Annotated in this window: 15 protein-coding genes; 11 read left to right on the top strand and 4 right to left on the bottom strand. The window is 40.2% G+C overall.

Annotation, left to right across the window (positions count from 1 at the left end):
* The first annotated feature begins 23 nt into the window (after positions 1-23).
* From Q0192_RS05985 to Q0192_RS05975, 3 genes are all read left to right on the top strand, one after another.
* On the top strand, positions 24-266 hold the full coding sequence (locus Q0192_RS05985; RefSeq protein WP_299287595.1) for a hypothetical protein: 243 nt from the start codon (positions 24-26) through the stop codon (positions 264-266).
* 2 nt (positions 267-268) lie between these two features.
* The gene (locus tag Q0192_RS05980; protein WP_299287593.1) at positions 269-529 is read left to right on the top strand and encodes a hypothetical protein; all 261 of its coding nucleotides are present in this window, start codon (positions 269-271) and stop codon (positions 527-529) included.
* Between the two features lie 270 nt (positions 530-799).
* A complete protein-coding gene (locus Q0192_RS05975) occupies positions 800-1411 on the top strand; it encodes a hypothetical protein (protein WP_299287591.1) in 612 nt (203 codons plus the stop codon).
* Between the two features lie 51 nt (positions 1412-1462).
* On the opposite strand, the gene mgrA is transcribed toward Q0192_RS05975, so the two are convergent.
* The gene (mgrA, locus tag Q0192_RS05970) at positions 1463-2455 is read right to left on the bottom strand and encodes an L-glyceraldehyde 3-phosphate reductase (protein ID WP_299287588.1); all 993 of its coding nucleotides are present in this window, start codon (positions 2453-2455) and stop codon (positions 1463-1465) included.
* Positions 2456-2568: 113 nt separating this feature from the next.
* On the opposite strand from mgrA, the gene Q0192_RS05965 reads away from it, so the two are divergent.
* Both Q0192_RS05965 and Q0192_RS05960 read left to right on the top strand, forming a co-directional pair.
* Positions 2569-3840, top strand: a complete 1272-nt coding sequence (locus Q0192_RS05965; RefSeq protein ID WP_299287585.1) for an alpha/beta fold hydrolase — start codon at positions 2569-2571, stop codon at positions 3838-3840.
* 6 nt (positions 3841-3846) lie between these two features.
* A complete protein-coding gene (locus Q0192_RS05960; RefSeq protein WP_299287582.1) occupies positions 3847-4353 on the top strand; it encodes a hypothetical protein in 507 nt (168 codons plus the stop codon).
* Positions 4354-4741: 388 nt separating this feature from the next.
* Here Q0192_RS05960 and Q0192_RS05955 read toward each other — a convergent pair whose 3' ends face one another.
* Positions 4742-5080, bottom strand: a complete 339-nt coding sequence (locus Q0192_RS05955) for a helix-turn-helix domain-containing protein (RefSeq protein ID WP_299287579.1) — start codon at positions 5078-5080, stop codon at positions 4742-4744.
* A 92-nt stretch (positions 5081-5172) separates the two neighbouring features.
* Here Q0192_RS05955 and Q0192_RS05950 point away from each other — a divergent pair, with 92 nt between their 5' ends.
* On the top strand, positions 5173-5925 hold the full coding sequence (locus tag Q0192_RS05950) for an SDR family oxidoreductase (protein WP_299287576.1): 753 nt from the start codon (positions 5173-5175) through the stop codon (positions 5923-5925).
* 368 nt (positions 5926-6293) lie between these two features.
* Here the strand turns inward: Q0192_RS05950 and Q0192_RS05945 are convergent, their stop codons facing one another.
* Both Q0192_RS05945 and Q0192_RS05940 read right to left on the bottom strand, forming a co-directional pair.
* The gene (locus tag Q0192_RS05945) at positions 6294-7772 is read right to left on the bottom strand and encodes a mannitol dehydrogenase family protein (protein WP_299287573.1); all 1479 of its coding nucleotides are present in this window, start codon (positions 7770-7772) and stop codon (positions 6294-6296) included.
* A 206-nt stretch (positions 7773-7978) separates the two neighbouring features.
* Positions 7979-9247, bottom strand: coding sequence for an MFS transporter (locus Q0192_RS05940; RefSeq protein WP_299287570.1), 1269 nt, complete (start codon positions 9245-9247; stop codon positions 7979-7981).
* 556 nt (positions 9248-9803) lie between these two features.
* Here Q0192_RS05940 and sucC point away from each other — a divergent pair.
* The 5 genes from sucC to yidC all read left to right on the top strand — a co-directional run bounded on the left by sucC (position 9804) and on the right by yidC (position 15809).
* Entirely contained in the window at positions 9804-10994 is a 1191-nt protein-coding gene (sucC, locus tag Q0192_RS05935; protein WP_299287567.1) for an ADP-forming succinate--CoA ligase subunit beta, read from the top strand.
* 141 nt (positions 10995-11135) lie between these two features.
* Positions 11136-11756 carry an L-threonylcarbamoyladenylate synthase gene (locus Q0192_RS05930; RefSeq protein WP_299287564.1) on the top strand — a complete coding sequence of 207 codons (621 nt, stop codon included), beginning with the start codon at positions 11136-11138 and terminating at the stop codon, positions 11754-11756.
* A 58-nt stretch (positions 11757-11814) separates the two neighbouring features.
* Entirely contained in the window at positions 11815-12108 is a 294-nt protein-coding gene (locus Q0192_RS05925; protein ID WP_299287562.1) for a hypothetical protein, read from the top strand.
* Positions 12109-12328: 220 nt separating this feature from the next.
* Positions 12329-13951, top strand: a complete 1623-nt coding sequence (locus Q0192_RS05920; RefSeq protein WP_299287559.1) for a CTP synthase — start codon at positions 12329-12331, stop codon at positions 13949-13951.
* Between the two features lie 19 nt (positions 13952-13970).
* The gene (gene yidC / locus Q0192_RS05915) at positions 13971-15809 is read left to right on the top strand and encodes a membrane protein insertase YidC (RefSeq protein WP_299287557.1); all 1839 of its coding nucleotides are present in this window, start codon (positions 13971-13973) and stop codon (positions 15807-15809) included.
* The last annotated feature ends 311 nt before the right edge of the window (positions 15810-16120 follow it).

Raw genomic sequence — 16120 nt, 5'->3', positions numbered from 1 at the left:
AAAAAAATAACAGCATCTTTTAGATGAACAACAACCAACGTACTAAAAATGAAAAAGAATTTGATATATGGATACAGAAAGAAGACGGTGGAAGAATTTACTCATTTGAAGTAGCAGGGAAATTAGGGTGGAAAGCGAAATATTTAAAAGAAGTAAACAAGGAAGAAATTAATATAAGGTTTTGGCAGGAAATTTATGATCAGAATAACATTCTAAAAGAGATACACGAAAAATATCCATTGGATAAGGGACATCAAAAACTTTAAAAATGATCACAAAAAAAAATATAGCAGAAAAACTGCTTGCTTATCTACAGCATCGCTTGTCTTCCACTGAGTTAGTGAATTGGGCGGAGAAAAACCTGATGGAAGGTTGTTACGAAGATGACCAATTTCATACAATAAGAAATATTTTAGCACAACTCGGATTAGCTGATGTAAAGGCTTTTGGACTTGAATTTCAAGACTGCGAAGCGATTATGCAAAAGCTTGGCTATACTTTAGAAGTTAAAGCTTTGTCTGTTGCTTGATTTGAAATTGCTGGTCGCGGTATCTTTAAAGTGGGCGAAAAAGTAAAAGTGAAAGTGAAATTGCTGGAAATTGATAAACAAGGTAAGTTAAAACTTTCATATAAAGCTTTATTGCCGCGTCCGCCAAAACCGGAAGCTGTACAGTAAGTATTTGATATTTGATTAGGAAAAGCTCTTCGGAAACGAAGGGCTTTTTTTGTAGATGAAAGTTTTAATTGGAGTGATAAGTTAAAATTCTATCTTACAAAAGATTCAAATCAATCAAAGCTTATGAAAACACTTTTTACTTTTCTGCTTTTAACGGTTGCTACTTCATCTTTTGCACAAGATACGCTGAGTTACAAATCTTATCGTTCTGTTTGGAGTATCATCCCGCGTTTTGGTGTTGGCGATAAGCAAACAAGAAGTGTTTTTACAACTTATGGCAGCATTGGTTTGAGGCGGGAATTTTCTTTAGGAAAACTGATTTCTTTAAATGCAACTGCTGCATACAGTTCTGTTTATGGAAGATACGGAAATTCGAATTTGAATGTATTGGCAGTAGGTGCTGGAGTTACGCTTTACCCGTATTATATAATTAACTTGATTTTAAAACGAGGTTACGACAGACAGCAAGCGTTCAAAGACAATTTTTATTTTGATGAAACGGTAGAATATAACTTAAACAATACTAAATATGGTTCTGCCGGAAATATACCTACTGTTAGGTTTGAATTTAACTTAGGAAAATACAATTTAAATAAAAGGCTTTTTTTATCGCCTAAATTTGGAGAAGTTTATTTGGGTGAAACGCAAGAACCTTATTCTTCGAAATTTGATCATCAAGGGTTTTTCTATATTGGAGCTGCCTTTGGCTTTAATCCAAAACCTAAAAATAGGTGATAAAAGAAGCATCACCAAACTACCGATACTTCTTTTACCACCCTAAAATCACTAACCCAAAATCCCATCAATCAATTTCAATTCTTCCTGGCTAAAAGAAGTATTGTCCAAACATTTCAAAGAATCTTTCAATTGTTCCGGTTTGCTGGCGCCAATCAAAACGGAAGTAATACGCGGGTCTTTTAAAATCCAGGCCAATGCCATTTGTGCCAATGATTGTCCGCGCTGTTGTGCAATATCATTTAACTGGCGGATTTGGTTCAGCTTATCTTCGGTCAAGTTGTTTTCGGTTAAAAAGCCAACACCTTTTGCAATGCGCGAATCTTCGGGGATGCCTTTTAAATATTTATCGGTCAACAAACCTTGCGCCAGCGGCGAAAACGGGATGCAGCCAACGCCTTCTTTTTCCAGCAAATCCAACAAGCCTTCTGTTTCAACCCAACGCTCAAACATGGAATATTTGGGCTGATGGATGAGGCAGGGCGTTCCTAATTTTCGTAAAATGTACAAAGCTTTTGCGGCTTCCTCCGGATGATAATTGGAAATGCCCACATACAAGGCTTTTCCCTGGCGCACAAGCAAATCCAACGCAGCCATCGTTTCTTCCAAAGGTGTGTCTGGGTCGGGGCGGTGGTGGTAAAAAATATCCACGTAATCCAGTTTCATCCGTTTTAAACTCTGGTCTAAACTGGAAACCAAATATTTTTTTGAACCCCATTCGCCGTACGGGCCTTCCCACATATAATATCCGGCTTTGGTAGAAATGATGAGTTCATCGCGGTAGCTTTTAAAATCCTGGTGCAAAATCCGTCCGAAATTTTCTTCGGCAGAACCGGCTGGCGGACCGTAATTATTGGCCAAATCGAAATGCGTAACGCCATGGTCAAAAGCAGTTTTAAGCGTATTGCGGAAATTCTCCATCACATCCACATCGCCGAAGTTGTGCCACAAACCCAGCGAAACTGCAGGCAATTTGATGCCGCTTTTTCCGCAGCGGCGGTATTCCATATTTTGATAACGGGAAGAACTAGCTGTATAAGTCATAATGGTTAATTGGTTTTATTTGATAAAAATAGCTTAAACTATCATCTGCTCAAACATAAATTTAACTTATTATATTTATCCGTCCTGCAAAACTCATTAACCAATTCCCGCAAATGAAAAAACTATTTACAATACTTCTTTTACCCCTACTTTTTCCGTGTTTGCTTTTTGCACAAGTAGAGCCTGCGAATTACAAGGAAGCGGTCAGCCAATTTATCAACCAATTTAACCAGGCAGACGCGGAAAGTATTTTTAACAAGTTTAATGCACAAATGCAGGCAGCACTTCCTCTGGAAAAAACGCGTACAACCATGAACCAGATCAAAGCGCAGTTGGGCGACATAAAAAGTGTAGAATTTAAAAGTTTCAATTCGTCTGTTGCGTTATACAAAACCACTTTTACCAATGGCGTTTTTGGGTTGAAAATAAGCCTCGACGCAGCAAATAAAATGGGCGGCTTGTTGGTTCAGCCATTTCAGGAAGAAAAGATATTAACGGTTGATGCCAATTTAACAGAAACACCTGTTGACCTCAGTTTGCCGGACGCCAGTCTTTCAGGCTCATTATTAATGCCTAAAAACAGCATTGGTAAAATTCCGGTCGTTCTAATTATTGCCGGTTCTGGTGCTACTGATAGAAACGGAAACAGTGCGGGCTTGATCAATGCAAATTCCTACTTTTTGCTGGCCAATGCTTTAGGCAAAGCAGGCATTGCAACGCTGCGTTACGATAAAAGGGCAATCGGCAAAAGTACTTCTGCAAAAAGCGAAGCAGATACGCGTTTTGATGATTTTGTAAACGATGCCAGTGCGTTGGTTAAACTATTGAAGGATGACCCAAGGTTTTCTAAAGTAATTGTTTTAGGACATAGCGAAGGTGCTTTAATTGGAATGGTTGCTGCCGAAAAAGAAAAAGCAGATGGTTACGTTTCAGTTTCGGGTGCGGGCAACAAGGCCGAAAAGGTTATTGCCGAGCAGTTAAAAGCAACGCCCGAAATTTATACGGCATCGGTGGCAAAGTTAGATAGTTTGGCCAAAGGCTTTATGGTTTCTGATGCCGGAAATTTGCCTTTGTTTAGGCGTAGCGTTCAACCGTACCTTATTTCCTGGTTCAAATACAACCCGCAAACCGAGCTAAAAAAGTTAAAAGTTCCGGTGTTGATTGTACAGGGGACAACCGATATCCAAGTCAGCGTTGCAGATGCCCAAAACTTAAAAAAAGCCAAACCAGATGCAACATTGGTTTTGGTTGACGGCATGAACCACGCGTTAAAACAAGCACCTGCAGACCGTGCAAAAAACCTGGAAACTTACAGCAACCCTGATTTGCCAATTGATCCAAAATTGGTTGAAGCGGTTGTTTCATTTGTAAACCAAGTAAAATAAACCCAAATGGAAACTGAAGTTTTATTTAAAGAAACACAACGTTTCAGGCAATGGTGGTTGTGGCTGATTTTAATTGCCGCTTTTGGGATAACCATATCTGCCATAACAAAAGAACATAAAGAACTGCAAAACGATTCTAATTTTGCACTTCTAACTCCCTTGCTTGTTCCGATACTTGCTTTTGTTTTGATATTCTTTTCCAAATTAGACACTGAAATTGATGCAGAAGGAATTCATGTCCGTTTCTTTCCTTTTCATTTTAAATTCAAAACTTATAGCCGGGATACTATTGGCCAGGCAGTTGTAACAAAATACAATCCAATATTAGATTATGGCGGCTGGGGCTTGCGTTTAGGTTTGTTTGGAAAAGGAAAAGCATACAACGTTTCCGGAAACCAGGGCATTCAATTGGTTTTTAAAGATGGCAGCAAACTGTTGATTGGTACACAAAAACCCGATGAAGCAGGGGCAGCTTTACAAAAAGCAGGTTTTTTAAAAGCAGAAATGTATTAAATTAAGTGTTTTGTCATTGCGCATTGCAGGGAGAAATCTTATTTCAACCATAAAAGCTGAAAACTGCTTTGAAGAAGCTCCATCCCTTCGGTTTGGGATGATAGAACAAGGCGCATAAAAAACACCGGTAAAAGAAGTATGCCTGTTATTTTGCAGCAAAGAGAGAAATCTTCTTTCAACCAGAACAAGATTTTTAGGTGGTAAAAGAAGCATTAGTTTTTTGATTAGTCTCAATTCCAGACTTCTGTAAAAATAGGAATATGGTTTGTATGGAACAATGTGGGAAAGGCAGGTTTTGGAGAGAAACAGTTTATTGACCCAGGTTTATTATCAACCTAAAAAACCATGGCTATTAAAGGATTAACCATAATAGAGGTTAAGGAAATCTTTATATAACTTTTCGGTGATGTTTTCCCCAATTGATCATTTCGCCTAACAGTGGCCATAATGTTCTGCAATATTCCGTCAGTTCGTAATCTACAGAGACTGGTGTGCTGCTTTGAACCGTTCTTGAAACCAGTTTGTTCATCTCCATTTCTTTCAGTTCTTTGGATAACATTTTGAAAGTGATATTGGGTATGCTTTTGGCAATTTCCCGATAACGCTTGTTTCCGTTTCTCAAGGATATGATAATGAGCATTTTCCACTTACCATTAATGACATACAGTGTGTCGTGGATATATTTCATCTCTGGGCAAGCGTTGTCGTAATCACATTCTGTTTTCATTTTCGCTCTATTTTTGATACTGCTATACTTTAGTATATTGCACACAAATATATAGCATTTGCTACTTACCTTTGGCAATAAATAAAATATAAATGAAAAAGTTAGAAAACAAAGTAGCTGTTATCACAGGTGGCAACAGCGGCATCGGATTGGCAACAGCCGTATTATTTGCACAACAAGGCGCCAAAGTAGCTATCACTGGGCGCAACCAAGCCACTTTAACCAGTGCGGCAGAAACTATAGGTGAAGGAGCAATTAGCATCGTAAGCGATGTTTCAGATTTAAACAGCATTAAAAAAACGTATGAAGAAGTAAGTGCAAAACTTGGCAAGATTGATGTGCTGGTGGTAAATGCAGGGGTAGATACTGCAGCACCATTAGCAGACTTCACCGAAGAACTATTTGACCTGGTGAGCAACATTAATTTTAAAGGGGCATTTTTTTCTGTTCAACTGGCCTTGCCTTATTTAAATGATGGCGCTTCCGTTATTTTTACTTCCAGTGCCACCAATGAAAAAAGCTTCAGTATGTATAGTGCTTATGCCGCTACGAAAGCTGCGGTACGTTCTTTGGCCAGAAGCTTTTCTACCGAATTGATGGACAGGAACATTCGGGTAAATGTTTTGTCTCCCGGTGCCATTGATACCCCTTTATTCGGAAGATCTGGCGGCTCAAAAGAAGAAGTTGCCGGTATAAAAGATTTTATGGCTACTAATCTGATCCCTATGAAACGTTTAGGCACTTCAGAAGAAATTGCGGAAGGCTTCCTGTATTTGGCTTCAGATGCCTCTAAATATATGGTAGGTGCAGAATTGGTATTGGATGGCGGTGTAAAAACGCTTTAATATTTTGACTGTGAATTGGCCGGGTGTAAAAGTACTCCCGGTCGGTTTTTTTAAACTGATACTGTTTAAGTGAACACTTCTTTCTGACAAATGCTTCTTTTATGCCTATAAATTTAGTGTTTACCTTTTCAACCAATACAAAAAGTACAATGCAACACTAATTTTTAGGTGGTAAAAGAAGCATCGAGGATAAGCCGGATAAAATTCAAACATGCCCTTACAATCCAAAAAACGTTGTTTCTTTATTTACCAGGGATTCACTTAAAAGGAAAACCACTGGTATTATCCCAAAAAGTTTTGTCGAAATCGAAAATAATACTGTCGTAATTGTCAGTAAGTTTGCTATCCATTGCCCTACATTTAACCTGTTATCCGGTTATAGTTTCACGTAAGGTAGCACGGGCCCCCTTTTCATAAAAATCGGAAAGGTATTTTTCGACCATATTTTTAAACAATGGCGCGTTGGCCAAATCCTCACTAAATATTTCCCTTAACTCAAGTAGAGGTGCCGCACTCTTATTGGACTTGATGGCAATGGCATGTAATTTGGGAGCATTGGGATCCTTCATGGTAATAGTTTTGCCTTTCTCGTCCTTGCCATCTAAATAACGGATCCAACTGGCTATTACGAAGGAAAGGAATTTAATAGACCCTCCGCGGCGTAACTGTTCTTCGATTGATGGCAATACAAACTTGGGGATCCCTGTTGACCCGTATATGCCAATCCGCGAAAGCTGGTCGCCTATAGCGGGATTGGCGAAACGTTCAATCAGTGTTTTCTTATATGCTGATAAGTCCACGCCAGGCACTTCAGCTAATATGGGCGTTACATCAACATCCATCATTAATGTTACCAGCTTGCTGATGTCGGCGTCTCCCATAGCTTCGTGTACAAATTCGTAACCCAGCAATATGGCAACATAACAAAGCGCTTGATGCGCCGCATTTAACAACCTTAATTTCATAACCTCATAAGGCAATACATCGGCGGTCATTTGTGCGCCAACTTTTTCCCATGCAGGGCGGCCTAAAGTAAAATGGTCTTCAATCACCCATTGCTTAAATGGCTCTGTCATTACCGGCCAGCCATCGTCAATACCAAACTTTTCGCGCACCAAATCCCTTTGCTCATCTGTTGTTGCGGGCGTGATACGGTCAACCATGCTATTAGGGAAGGCCACATTGGCAGCAATCCAGGTTGCCAGTTCGGGGTTGCTTAACTGCGCGAAACTTAAAAGCATTTTTCTTGCTACCGATCCGTTTCCCTGGATGTTATCGCACGACATGATGGTAAACGGTACCTGACCACGCAGCCGGCGAAGATTTAATGCGGCCAGCAAGTAACCAAATGAACTTTTGGGTTTTTCTGAATGCTCTAAATCGTATTGAATATCAGGATGCGAACTATCAAATTGCCCCGTTCCTGAATGAATGTAATATCCGCCTTCTGTAATGGTTAAGGAAACTATTTTTGTTTCCATGTCGGCCATTTTTTCGATTACCGCGTTCTCGTTACCTGGAGCGAATAGGTAATTGACGATAGAGCCGACAATTCGGGGAACGTCTCCCGCTACGCTTCGCACCAATAAGGTGTACAAATGGTTTTGTGCCTGCATAACATCACGCATTTTAATATCGTGTTCCAGTAAACCTATGCCGCAAAAACCCCATTGCAAATCTTCGCCCTGGTCAAACAGGTCTTCAGTATATACCGTTTGATGGGCACGATGAAACCCGCCAACACCGATATGTACAATGCCTTGTCCCACTTTAGAACGCTCATATTGAGGTGCTTTAATATCTTTTGATAACAGCCCTATATTTATTTCATTAAGCTTTATTGCCATGTTTGTATGATGATTGATTGATCAAATAGTGTTGAGGTTGGCCAGGTATAGGGCCTGTTTAAATTTTTATCGTAAAAATATATAATGCTTCTTTTATGCCTATAAATTTTGTTTAGATGCTTCAATACAAAAAGTACAATGAGACAATGATTTTAATATGGTAAAAGAAGCATTGAAAATACCTTTAACAAAATTTAAACAGGCGCTTAAACAGCTATTGTAGCCGGTGCTGGATTGGATGTTTTTGCATTGCCGGGAAGCGCAATGAATAAAGTAAGTATAGCAGCGATAACATACAGACCAGATAATATCCATATTACACCCGTGCTGCCTACACTTCCAATAAATAAGCCTACAATAGCAGGGCCTACAAATACCGCTAAACCAGCCCCCAAATTAAGAACGGCCATAGCAGCGCCTTTATCCTTGTTAACTAATGACGGTGTTAGAGCAGTAAGGGGTACAAATCCTGCCAATAAGCATCCCCACAAGCAGCCGCATAAAAGCACGATCCAAAAGTTGTCACCGAAAATTACAGGCGAATAATAAAATAGCAGTGTGCTGATCGCGCAACCTATACAGCCAAACCAGAATACCGTATTCTTCCAGCCAAAAGCATCGCCTACAAAGCCAAAAATTAAATTAAATATGATGTTTGAAGTAAAGATTGTTGCCCACATTTGCAGCCATTGCGTGATTGAAAAACCATGCTTTTCCATATAGGTAGGCATAAAAACCAAGAATGCGAATTGCGAGGTAGTGTTGATGATACGTATAATTCCGCAAAGCAAAACCTTTGGCTCTTCCTTCATAATAGAAATACCCTTCTTTAGCTCGTCAAGCTTACTGGTCTTGTTTGCAACAGTACTGGTTTCAAACTTGTCGGTGTTTATCACCAACGCAAAAAACGCCCCCAGTGCAACCCAAAATATAGAGCTCCATAATGTATTTAAATAACCCAAATGGATAATAGCCCAACTGGAATAATAAGCGCCAAAAACGTTTAGCCCTCCGGTAAATACAAACCAAAACCAGCCGGCAGCGGTGCTTAATTTATTTTGCGGGCTACGGTAACTGATCCAAACCAGGAAGGAGTAGGCAAACAAGGGATAACCAAAACCCCGAATGGCATAAGTAAGCAGCATTAGCGGATAATGCAGATCAGGCAAAGCTAAACCAATAAACCCTGCTGTACCAACAATGTAAAAAATTATCCCGGCAAACATAGTTTTCCTGGGGCCATAGCTTTCTGTAAGTACACCCGAAAACCATGAAGCTATCGCAATAGTTACACCGTATGCAGTAAAAAGCAGTGCCGATTCCTGTATGCTTAACCCACGGTGTTGTATGTAGGGGCTTAACCAGCCACCTTCCAATCCATCACCAATCATAAATATCAGAATTCCTAAATAGCCCCAAGCCAAATTTTTGGGCAGACCTATTTTGTCAAAGATCGAGCGTTGTTGTTTAGCCATTTAAATTACAGCTTAGGTTTGATTAAAAATTGGAATAAAATTTGTCAATTATAAGAAATGTAAGTATACTTAAGTATTCGGGAATTAAAAAATTTAAGTATAAATTCATATAATTGACTTTGATAAAATTAGCGGTATTTTTTGTTTTGTTGATGAATTCTGTAAAGATTTCGACAAAACGACCAGACCATTCAATCGGTTACCGGCATCCGAAACAACACGAAGAATAGCCTGAGGTTGTTCACTAATTTCATATCCAATATCGTTGCCGGCTCATCGTTTATTTATTCTTCCCTAACAAACTTTTCATCACTTGCCAAACCGTAGCTTCTAATTTAATATCAGCTTTTTAATTAATTGAAGTCAGGTTAACAAAATAAGAAGGACAGAAACTTTTATAGCAACCTGTAGATCTGATAAAACCACTACTTATTAAAAGTATCCGTGATTTAAATCATTTAGAAAACTTTAGAAAGAATATTAGGATGCTTAAATACCATATTTCAAATTTTTATTTTTAACCCGAAAGTGTAGCTTTACCCAAAATCTCAATAAAATGAACATTCACGAATATCAGGGCAAAGCCATCCTCAAAAGCTACGGCGTTAGGGTTCAGGAAGGCATCCTTGCCGAAAACGTTGAACAGGCAGTAGCGGCAGCCCAAAAATTAAAGGAAGACTTTGGGTCTGACTGGGTGGTGGTGAAAGCACAAATCCATGCCGGTGGCCGTGGCAAAGGCGGCGGCGTTAAACTGGCCAAAAACCTGGACGAGGTGAAAGAGAAAGCCGGTGCCATCCTCGGCATGCAATTGATTACCAAACAAACCGGGCCGGAAGGCAAAAAGGTAAACAAGGTTTTGATTGCGCAAGACGTTTATTACCCGGGCCCATCAGAAACCAAAGAGTTTTATATGAGCGTTTTGATGGACCGCGCAAAAGGCCGAAACGTGATCATTTATTCTACCGAAGGCGGAATGGACATTGAAGAAGTGGCAGAAAAAACGCCGGAAGAAATCCACACCGAAGAAATTGACCCGAAAGTTGGTTTGCAAGGTTTCCAGGCGCGTAAAATTGCGTTTAACCTGGGTTTGAGTGGCGATGCTTTTAAAGATATGGTGAAGTTTATCACGGCTTTATACAAAGCTTATGATGCGACCGATTCTTCGCAGTTTGAAATTAACCCGGTTTTAAAAACTTCCGACAATAAAATTTTGGCGGTTGATGCCAAGGTAACTTTGGATGACAATGCTTTGTACCGCCATCCAGATTTTGCTGCGATGCGTGATACGGCCGAAGAAGACCCGATGGAAGTGGAAGCCAGCGAATCGAACCTAAACTATGTAAAACTGGACGGAAACGTAGGCTGCATGGTTAACGGTGCCGGTTTGGCGATGGCGACGATGGACATCATCAAAATTGCCGGCGGCGAACCTGCCAACTTTTTGGATGTCGGCGGAACAGCCAATGCACAAACGGTAAAAGCTGCTTTTGGAATCATCCTGAAAGACCCAAATGTTAAAGCGATTTTAATTAATATTTTTGGCGGGATTGTGCGTTGCGACCGTGTAGCGCAAGGTGTAATTGACGCGTACAAAGAAATGGGCGATATTCCCGTTCCGATTATTGTTCGATTGCAAGGAACAAATGCGGTTGAAGCGAAGAAACTGATTGACGAATCAGGTTTGAAAGTTTTCTCGGCTATCTTATTAAAAGAAGCTGCAGACCGGGTGAAAGAAGTTTTAGCGTAAGTTTCTCAACCTAAAATTTATAAAGCAAGGCTGTTTTGAAAAAGACGGCCTTTTTTGTGGATGCTGTTTTTATCGGGTAAAAATTGGTGTGATAAAAACAGCATGGCAAACCTTTTTCTGCCAAAATAATTATTAAGCATTATGCTCCTGAAAATTTACCCCGAAAACCCGAACGAAAAAGCCATTGCCCAAGTAGTGGAAGTATTGAAAAAAGGCGGACTGGTGATCTATCCAACCGATACGGTTTACGGTTTGGGCTGTGATATCACCAACCAAAAAGCCATCGAAGCCATTTGCCAGTTGCGGAAAATGAACTGCAGCAAAGCCAACCTGTCGTTCATCTGTTACGATCTCAGCCATATTTCCGATTACATCAAACCCATTGACAATACTGTTTTTAGGGTGCTAAAAAAAGCATTGCCCGGCCCGTTCACGTTTATTTTTAACGCCAGTAATTTGGTGCCGAAGTTGATCAGTTCCAACAAAAAAACGGTTGGCATCCGGATTCCGGACAATAATATCCCGCGCGAAATTGTGAAAGCGCTGGGTAACCCAATCCTCACCACTTCCATTAAAGATGACGATGATATTTTGGAATATTCTACCGACCCGGAACTGATTTACGAGAAATACCAGGATTTAGTGGATATCGTAGTTGATGGCGGTTATGGCGATAACGTTCCTTCTACGGTGGTAGATTGCACAACCGGCGACTTCAATATAATCCGCGAAGGAAAAGGCGATTTGGCGCTCTATCTTTAAATTGTAAAATTTTTAGCACGGTTTTTTCTATACAAAAGATGTATTAATCCTGTTACGAATGAAAAACCTGCTTCCCGTTGCCAAAACTGCTGTCATTTGCTTTCTCCTGTACAAATCCTTGTTTTATGCTTTCCTGTTTTTAGTTTCCGGAATGTGGATTATTACTGTTTTACTGCTCATACTGTTTGGTTATCTATGCAGTAGCTTGTTTAAAGAAGCCGTAAAATTAACTCAGCTTTACAAAAGTTTTAAACAATACAAAAGTTATAAACATTTTGCCTGGCGCGAAAAGTTGCCGCGGTTGCAGGTACGCAGCAAAATCAGCAAACAATATTCTTCTGAAACTGCCTGAAAACCAGTACAAATTTCAACATAAATAAATATTCAATACTGTTTTTACCGGTACTTTTTTTATGCCGGTAAAAACAGCATTTGCTTTTGATCTTAGTTTGATTTCGATCAGCAGTGCAGCTTTCCTAATCGCCATCCCGAAAAAAATCTTACTTTTGCATCCCGTACACTAAGGTTTACTATCGTAATTTTTGCGGTGGAAAAGCCCTTCAAGCTAAAGCATGACTAAGTATATTTTTGTTACGGGCGGCGTTACCTCTTCGTTGGGTAAAGGCATTATTTCGGCTTCTTTGGCCAAACTTTTACAAGCCCGCGGTTATCGGGTAACCATCCAAAAATTTGATCCTTATATCAACATTGATCCCGGAACGATGAATCCGTACGAGCACGGCGAATGTTACGTTACGGAAGACGGCGCCGAAACCGACTTGGATTTAGGCCATTACGAACGTTTTTTAAACACGCCAACTTCGCAAGCCAATAATATTACGACGGGAAGGATTTATCAAAACGTGATCAACCGAGAACGCGAAGGCGCTTTTCTGGGAAAAACTGTTCAGGTTGTGCCGCATATTACCGATGAGATTAAACGTAATTTTAAAATTTTGGGCGAGAGCGGCAATTACGATATTGTGATCACGGAAATTGGCGGAACGGTTGGCGACATCGAATCGTTGCCTTTTGTGGAAGCTGTCCGTCAATTCCGTTGGGAAACCGGTTCGGGAAATTCGCTTGTAATCCACTTAACTTTAGTTCCTTACCTGGCTGCCGCCGGCGAATTAAAAACCAAACCGACACAGCATTCGGTAAAGATGTTACTGGAATATGGCATCCAGCCGGATATTTTGGTTTGCCGGACCGAGCATCACCTCAACAATGAATTGCGCAAAAAGATCGCTTTATTCTGCAACGTTAATATCAATGCGGTAATCGAATCCATTGATGCTTCGACCATTTACGATGTGCCTTTGCTGATGCTGAAAGAACAATTGGACAAAACGGTTTTATCGAAACTAAAATTGCCGCAAAACAAAGAACCGGATTTAGAAAGCTGGAAAGATTTTTTGGGCCGATTGAAAAACCCGACCGGCGAAATCCGGATTGGTTTGGTTGGAAAATACGTGGAACTGCCGGATGCTTACAAATCCATCACCGAAGCTTTTATCCATGCCGGTGCAAAAAACGAGTGCAAAGTCCATGTCAAATACATTCAATCCGAAAGCTTAACGCCAGAAAATGCTGCCGAAAAAATGCGCGGTTTGCATGGCGTTTTGGTGGCACCGGGATTTGGGCAGCGTGGGATTGAAGGTAAAATTGAAGCCATCCGTTACGTCAGGGAAAACGAAATCCCGTTTTTCGGGATTTGTTTGGGAATGCAATGTGCCGTAATTGAGTTTGGCCGGAATGTCCTCAAAATCCAAAACGCCAACAGCAGTGAAATGGACGAAAACACGCCTGAACCGGTTATTTCGATGATGGCCGAGCAAAAAAGCATCACCACCAAAGGCGGCACCATGCGTTTGGGCGCTTATCCTTGCGACATCCGTAAAAACACCAAAGCTGCTTTTGTTTATGGAAAAACACATATTAAAGAGCGGCACCGCCACCGTTACGAGTTTAACAATGCTTACTTAAAACAATATGAAGACGGCGGCTTAGTCCCATCAGGCATCAACCCAGAAAACGGTTTGGTAGAAATTGTTGAATTAAAAAACCATCCTTTTTTCATCGGTTCGCAATTTCATCCCGAATTAAAATCAACAGTTGCTAATCCGCATCCGCTTTTTGTTAACTTTGTGGCCGCTTCTATGGCTTATGCCAAAAAGAAGAATTTAGCTATATAATAGGTTACGTTAAAAAAGAATGGATAGAAATACATTTACAGGGTTATTCCTGATCCTGCTTATCCTGGTTGGTTCCACGTTTTTGCTCAAGCCTTCGCAGGAACAGGTTAAAAAAGAACAGTTGCACCAGGATTCTCTTAAAGCAATTAAAGAAGGCAAAATCAAAGCGCCAACCGCCAATGCTTCTTTTACCCCACAAAAATCAACAATCGCAACCGATTCTGCTGCAATACAAGGCGCAGGAAACACAGCTGCTGCGCCGCAATTGGTTACTTTAGAAAACAAGGAATTAAAAGTTACTTTATCTACACAAGGCGGCCGTGTGGTTACCGTTCAACTTAAAAACGAAAAAACTTTCGATAAAAAATCGTTGATTTTGTTCAGCCAGGAGCAATCCAAGTTTGGTTTAACATTGACCGCGAATGGAAAACAAGTTCAAACCAATGATCTGATTTTTACGCCAAGCGCACCTTCTTTAACCGTTACCGGAAAAGATTCCAGTTCGCTGACCATGCATTTGGCTTATGCCGCCAACCAATCCATTGATTACGTTTATACTTTAAAGGGCGATGGCTACAAAGTTGGTTACAACCTGGTTTTAAACAACATGAACGGCGTGGTTAATGCGCAAAACAACCAGCTTACTTTAAATTGGGCCGCCAGTTTGCGCAAGCAGGAACGCGACATGAAAATGGAGCGTACTTACTCTACCGTTTTTTTAGAAGATACTGATGGTGATGTAAATGATTTGAGTCTGACCAAAGACGAAGAAAAAAACTATGCCGATAAAAAAATCCAGTGGGTTTCTTTTAAACAGCGTTTTTTCTCCAACGTTTTGATTGCGAAAGATGGCTTTACCAGTGCCGATGTAAGTGTTGCTACGGATGTGAGTTCTAACGATGTAAAGCAAATGTCGGCCAAAATGCTGTTGCCTTATTCTGGTGCCGCTGCGGCCAGTTATCCGATGGAGTTTTACTTTGGGCCGAACCAGTTTGATTTATTAAAACAACAAGGTTATCATTTAGAACGCCAGATTGATTTAGGATGGGGGCCATTAAAGTATATCAACCGTTTTGCAGTATTGCCAGTATTTGATTTTCTGAAAAACTTCAACTGGAATTACGGGCTAATTATTCTAGTTTTAACAATTTTACTGAAAGTGGTTTTGTTTCCGCTGACTTACAAATCCTACCTTTCAATGGCCAAAATGCGTGTTTTAAAGCCGGAAATGGACGAAATCAAAGGTAAAGTTGGCGAAGACAACCCAACTTTGCTGCAGCAGGAATACATGAAGCTGTATAAAAAAGCCGGCGTAAACCCGCTTGGCGGCTGTTTGCCTTTGGTGATCCAGATGCCGATCATCCTGGCTTTCTTCCGGTTTTTCCCGAATCTGTTTGAGCTGCGCGGTCAAAGCTTTTTATGGATGCACGATCTTTCGACGTACGATTCGGTGATCAACTTCCCAATGATTCCGTTTTTGAACTGGGATCACATTAGTTTAATGTGTTTGCTGATGACGATTTCAACTTTGATCCAGACTTATTTTAACAACCAAACTTCCGGCGCAACCGGACAAATGAAATACATTGGCTACATCACACCGCTTATTTTCTTTGGTGTGTTAAACAGTTATCCGGCAGGTTTAAATTATTACTACTTCTGCGCCAACATTTTAACGTTCTCGCAACAGTATTTTATCCGGTTGATGGTGGACGATAAAAAGATCCATGCGCAAATCCAGGAAAACAAAAAGAAACCTGAAGATCCGAACAAAAAGAAAAGCGGTTTTGCCGCAAAGATGGAAGAAATGATGCGCCAGCAAAGGCAAACACCTGCCATCCAAACCAAAAAGAAATAACAATTTTTAGGTGGTAAAAAGAGCATCGGGACTTTGGTTTCGATGCTTTTTTGTTTTTAATGAATTTATAATTTTAATTAATAGTTAATCTATCAATAGATTAACTATTTTAGTAGAAAATTGATAAATGACGACAGAAGGAACGAAAGAAGAAATCAAACTACAAATCGAAATTTTTAAGTTTGTACTAATTGCACTTTTAGCAACAATCGGCGGCATGATAACTTTGTTAAATATTGAAAAGTAAAGTAATATTCAGCATGTTCTCTTACTGTTGGGCACAATTATTACAGCCGTAATTTTGTTAGGTA

The organism is uncultured Mucilaginibacter sp. (assembly GCF_937859865.1).
Taxonomy (GTDB): Bacteria; Bacteroidota; Bacteroidia; order Sphingobacteriales; family Sphingobacteriaceae; genus Mucilaginibacter_A.
This window is presented reverse-complemented; position numbering and strand designations above follow the sequence as displayed.